The following is a 5,088-nucleotide window of genomic DNA, read 5'->3' as shown; positions in this document are numbered from 1 at the left end:
AACTCCTGTGATCGTGCCGCGACTAGCTGCGCGTATCAGCCCGAACGCGCAACCGCGCTGAATCGCTCCGCACCAAAAAAAGCGTCGTGCGCAGCCGCTACCGGCGGCGCGGAGACCGCCCCGGCCAACCCATCAAACAAACCCGACATTCCATGTCGATGGATTATAATTCCCGATATTCGGCAACACCGTCGGCATGTCGCTCGCCGAAACCCCGAACCAGCTCGCCAGCGTCGAGGCATATTGGTCGACCGACATTGTCGGCAGCAATCGCCCCTGGCCGACATCGTCGGGCGTGTTGTTGCCGATTGCCGGGGGCGTGCCGTAGAATCGCTGCCCGCGCACCGCATCGCCCATCACGAAATGCATACTGCCCCAGCCATGATCGGAGCCGTCGTCGTTCGATTGCAACGTCCGCCCGAAATCGGAGGCAGTGAAGGTCGTGACCTTGTTGGCGACGCCCAGCGCTGCCGTCGTATCGTAAAACGCCTTCATCGCATTCGCCAGCAGCCCGGTCTGGGTCGGATGGCCCGTGACGAGCGCATCGTGCATGTCCCACCCGCCGAGCGAGACGAAGAACACTTGCCGCCGCGCACCGAGCTCGGAGGATACGGAAATCAGCCGCGCGACGATCTTCAATTGGTCGGCGAGGCTGTTGGGCGTGGGAAAGCCGGGGAAATTCGCGACCGGTGCGCCGGCCAGCGCGGTGTTGACTTGCGCATAGGTATCGAGCGCGCGTTTGCTCACGCGGGCATGTTCGTTCTGGAAAATATTGCTCTGCGTACCCGTCATCAGCGTGCGCAGCGTGCTCGCCGCCGTGGTCGATCCGAACAGCGAACTGCCATTGCCGAGCAGCGCGATCGGCCCGCTGGTGCCGACCGAATATTGGATCGAGGTCTTGCCCGTCAGGAACACCGCATTGCCCGTCGCATTGATGCAAGTGAGGGTGGAGGATCCGTTGCCGCTCTGGAACAGATCGCCGATCCGCCCGCCCCAGCCCGATGTCGCGCCCTCGGGGTTGCTCGCCTGCCAGAAGCTTTGCTGGTCGTTATGGCTGAACAGTTTCGGCGGCAGCGGCACGGAAGCGTTGGTATATTGCGTCTTGGTCGTCGGCTGGATCAGCGTGCCGACGTTGAGCGCCACCGCCATCTTGCCCGCGTTGAACAGCGGCAGCAGCGGTGCCAGCGTCGGCGCCAGCGCATATTGCCGCCCGCCGGCCAGCGCGGTTACGGGATTGAGCACGGTCGCATCCAGCGCCGTCCGCGCAAGCGCAATGTTGCTGCGCGCAGCCTGATAGAGGTTGTAGCTCGCCTGATCGTACGGCGGCAGTGTGTTGGCGTAATCGTTGCCGCCATAGAGGAACACGCAGACCAGCGCCTTATAGTCGGTGGTCACGGCGGCGGCGGCTTCGCCGATCGCGGCGAGGCTGGTGACGAACGGCATCGCGCTTCCGGCAAGGCCCAATGCGGCCGAGCGTTTGAGGAAGGCGCGGCGCGATTGATAGCCGGTGTCGCTGGGGTTCATCGGTCCGGTCCTTACTTAAAGGTCAGATAATCGGGCGAGGCCATCGTTAGCAGGATCGCGGTCATCACGCGGTTGCTGGGGCCGGTCGCGCCGCTATTGGCGATGCTGTCGACCGCGCTTTTGATCGCGGCGACGGTCGCGGCGGAAAGCTGCCCGTTCGCCAGCACCAGATTGACCTCGTCGGTCAGCGCCTGGCTGTCGCCCGCCAGCGTGAGGATCGTGCTGTAATCCGCCTTGAAATCGCCCGATCCATTGGCGATCAGCGCCTGCATGTAATTGACGTACGCGACGACGCTCAGCTCGTTGGTGATCTGGAACTCGGGCGCGACCAGCCCCGCGGTCGAAATCGCGGTATTGGCGGGCGTATAGCCGGGGCGGAAGAAGTTGAAGACCGTCGCGCTATGCCCGATCGACTGGGCGAGCCGTGTGCTCGAACTCGACGTATCGCCGATCGTCCAGGCGTTGGACGGGGACGTCGCCGCAAACGCCCGCGCCCAGCCGGTCAGGCGGTGGACCGGCTCGCGCAGCTTGCCGCTGTTGCTGGCGGTCACGGCGGTGACGTCGCGCGCTTCGGCGTCGAGCAGGATCGCGCGGATCACGGCCTTCATGTCGCCGCGCACGCCCGCGCCGTTGTTCGCAAACACCGCCGAAACGCGCCCGATATAGGCCGCGGACGGGTTGGAGGTGACCATCTTCTGGATCAATTGCTTCGACACGAACGGCGGGACGTTCGGATGCGCGAAGATCGCATCGAGCGCGAGGCCCACCGCCGCCATCCCCTCGGTCCCCGCCGGGATCGTCGTGCCGAGAAAGCTCGACGCCCCGCTCTCATGCTGCGACGCGGTCATGATCAGCGGCACGCGGTAGCGATCGGGCGTGGTGCTCACCGCGGAGGCGAGGTTCAGCCCGGTAAACACCCGCGCCAGCCCCGACACGTCGGCCGGGGTATAGGTCTCGAGCGGCTTGCCCGCGCTCGTCTTGACCGATCCGTCGGCATTGAGCTGGTACAGCCCGAGCGTGAACAATTGCATCAGCTCGCGCGCGTAATTCTCATCGGGCTGCGCGCCGGTGGTCGTATTGCCCTTTTTGTTGCCCAGAAAGGTCAGGAACGACGCCATCGCGGCATTGGTCGTGATCGCACCGATCAGCGTGCGGAAATTGCCGAACGCATTGTCGAGCAGCACGTCGAAATACGCCGCCCCGGCAAATTGCTTCCAGTTGAGCACCAGCCCGTCGACGCCGACCACCATCATCTCCGACAGCGCGATCCCGACGCGCTGGCGCAACTGATCGGGTTCGGCGATCATCTGCCGCCAGATCGTCGGATCGAACCCGGTGGTGTTGTTGATATTGGCCGCGACATTATAGCCATTGGCGACCAGCCAGTCCCAATGGCTCGTCGCGCGCGGTTGCGCGAATTGCGCGGTGATCCAGCCATCGAAGCCGAGCGACTGCACGCTTGCAATCTCGCTTTTGGTCGCGCCCATCGTCGCCTGGCCGAGCAAGCGGCTGGCCGCCGCCGCCGCGATCGGGGTTGGCGTGGGGGTGGCCGGCGTCGGGGTTGGCGATCCGCCCGCGGTCGTCCCCGCACCACCACCACCCGAACACGCCGCCAGCGCGAGCGATGCCGCCAGCGTGGCAAGCGATGCCCCCGACAGGCCCGCCGGTGTCGTCAGGTCCAGCGTTTCGGCGGGGGCTGCGTCCGGCTCGATCGTCTCAAGAATCGTTTCCGCCACGTTCCGTCCCCTCCAAGCCCGCGCCCAAAGTCTTTTGGTGCGCCGGTGCGCCGTGTCCGTCAGGATCGGACATACCAAGCATGGTAGGGCAAACCTAGCGAACTTTGGTCGCAAAGGATGTCAATCCGGGGTTCACCGTACCCGCGCCGGGCAGCGGCTCACGGCACCAGCCCGGCGGCGAGCAACCGCTCCGCCTCCAGCGCCGCCTCGCGCAGCATCCGCCGCCGCATCCCGCCGAGGTTCTTGAGCAGCGCCGCCTCGACCGCCGCCATGTCGCTCGGCAAGTCAAACGTCCCGCCCGCCAGCGCCGCCGCCGCCTTCGCCTCGGCCACCAGATCGCGCTTGGTCTTGTGCGTGCCGAGCCGCGCATCCTCGCGCTTCAACGCATCGCGCATCAGCGCGTCGGAATAGCGCCTTCTGTGCCCGACGACCTGACCGGCATGATAGACCGGCTCGGCGACGCCATTGATCGCGCGATCGACCGCAATCTGTTCGAGCGTCGGCTCGGCCTTGGCGATCGCCCGGTCGCACGCCGCCGCAAAGCTCGGATAGGCCGCGCGCGCCTTGCGCACCGCCGTATTGGAAATCCGCGCGAGCTTGCACGCTTTCTCAATCTCCCCCGTCGCCGTCAGCGCGCGGAGGAAGGCGCGCTGGCGCAGCGGCGTCCACCCGTCGACGCGCGCGCGATTGGGCATTTCGCCCGCATCGGCCTCCAGATCGACCGGATCGATCGCCGCCAGCTTCGCCTTCTCCGCGGCGATCTTCGCCCACGGCTTCGCGTCGAACACCGCCTGCCACCGCGCCGCAAAGTCCGGGCTCTCCTTTCGCCGCAGCGCCACGCTGCTGAACGGCCGCCCAATCTCCCGACACGCCGCCGTCGCCGTCCCGTGCATCCGCAGCGCGAGCAAAAACGCAATCTCGGTGTCCGCCGTCCAGCGCGGCTTGGTCGGGCGGTCCCCGGTGCTGTCCATTGTCCTGCTCCTTCGTTCGCGAAAAGGAGCGGGGTATGTATCGCGGGTTGGGGGCTGTAGGACATAGCCTGCGTTCAGGCATGCGCCTTCCGCCACGCGGCCCAATCGACCGGCTCGCGCGAAACCGTGCGCACCTCGTCGAGCTGGATCGCGTCGAGAAACAAAATGATGTTCCGGCACTCCCACCGCGCCGACGGCACGATCATCCCGTCAAAGCCAAGAAACGCCGCCGCCGCGCCGATTTCCTGCGTGCGCTCATACAACATCTCGCGATAGCGGCGATCCTCCACCCCCAGCCGCCGGAGCTGCGCCATGTCCGCCAGCACCAGCGCCTTGCGCGCCGTCACCGCGAGTTCGAACACGTCGTGCCGCATCCGCGACGGGAACACCGATTGCCCCCGGCTCAGATGAAAATGAATCTCGGCAATCGCCCCGTCGCGCTCGGCCGCGCCGTACAGCACCGACATCTCCGCGCTGTTCCACCGGCCCGATCCGCGCGATCCGTCGAGCACGTCGCGACCTTCGCGCACCACGCGCCACATCGGGCCGTCGAACCGCGTCCCCTCGATCGCCCCGACGAGATCGAGCAGCCGGTCGTCGAGCGCGCGGCGGCGGCTCACCTAGAGATACACCCCGCTGTCCAGCCGCTCGATCACTTCGAGCACATCGCGCGTCCGCCCGTCGACGATCAGATCATAGGGACGCATCCCGTCAAGCTGTGGGTGCGGCGATTGCAGCCACAGCCGCACTTCATCGGGCGCATAGAAATCCCCCAGCCGCGCGGCGACCCAGCGGAGCTGCGCCATCGCGGTCTGCTTGTCGATCGTCGGATCGGCTTCGCCTTTGCTCCACCGGGT

5 protein-coding genes are annotated in these 5,088 nt (G+C 66.3%); all 5 read right to left on the bottom strand.

Annotated features, from left to right (window positions below; all coding sequences use genetic code 11):
- Positions 1 to 132: 132 nt before the first annotated feature.
- Positions 133 to 1,524 carry a DUF1501 domain-containing protein gene (locus ABWP09_RS13525; protein ID WP_353205648.1) on the bottom strand — a complete coding sequence of 464 codons (1,392 nt, stop codon included), beginning with the start codon at positions 1,522 to 1,524 and terminating at the stop codon, positions 133 to 135.
- Between the two features lie 11 nt (positions 1,525 to 1,535).
- Positions 1,536 to 3,260: a DUF1800 domain-containing protein gene (locus ABWP09_RS13520; protein WP_353205647.1), complete on the bottom strand. Its 1,725-nt coding sequence runs from the start codon at positions 3,258 to 3,260 to the stop codon at positions 1,536 to 1,538.
- Positions 3,261 to 3,418: 158 nt separating this feature from the next.
- Positions 3,419 to 4,231, bottom strand: coding sequence for a hypothetical protein (locus ABWP09_RS13515; RefSeq protein ID WP_353205646.1), 813 nt, complete (start codon positions 4,229 to 4,231; stop codon positions 3,419 to 3,421).
- A gap of 74 nt (positions 4,232 to 4,305) precedes the next feature.
- Complete coding sequence (locus tag ABWP09_RS13510) at positions 4,306 to 4,851, bottom strand: RES family NAD+ phosphorylase (protein ID WP_353205645.1); 546 nt, start codon at positions 4,849 to 4,851, stop codon at positions 4,306 to 4,308.
- A partial coding sequence (locus tag ABWP09_RS13505; protein WP_353205644.1) for an antitoxin Xre/MbcA/ParS toxin-binding domain-containing protein occupies positions 4,852 to 5,088 on the bottom strand: 237 nt, incomplete at its 5' end.

Source organism: Sphingomonas sp., assembly GCF_040398505.1.
Taxonomy (GTDB): domain Bacteria; phylum Pseudomonadota; class Alphaproteobacteria; order Sphingomonadales; family Sphingomonadaceae; genus Sphingomonas.
This window is presented reverse-complemented; position numbering and strand designations above follow the sequence as displayed.

Excerpts from the sequence above, each read along its gene's own strand:
- ABWP09_RS13525 (WP_353205648.1), bottom strand. The coding sequence starts at position 1,524 with ATGAACCCCAGCGACACCGGCTATCAATCGCGCCGCGCCTTCCTCAAA.
- ABWP09_RS13515 (WP_353205646.1), bottom strand. The coding sequence starts at position 4,231 with ATGGACAGCACCGGGGACCGCCCGACCAAGCCGCGCTGGACGGCGGAC.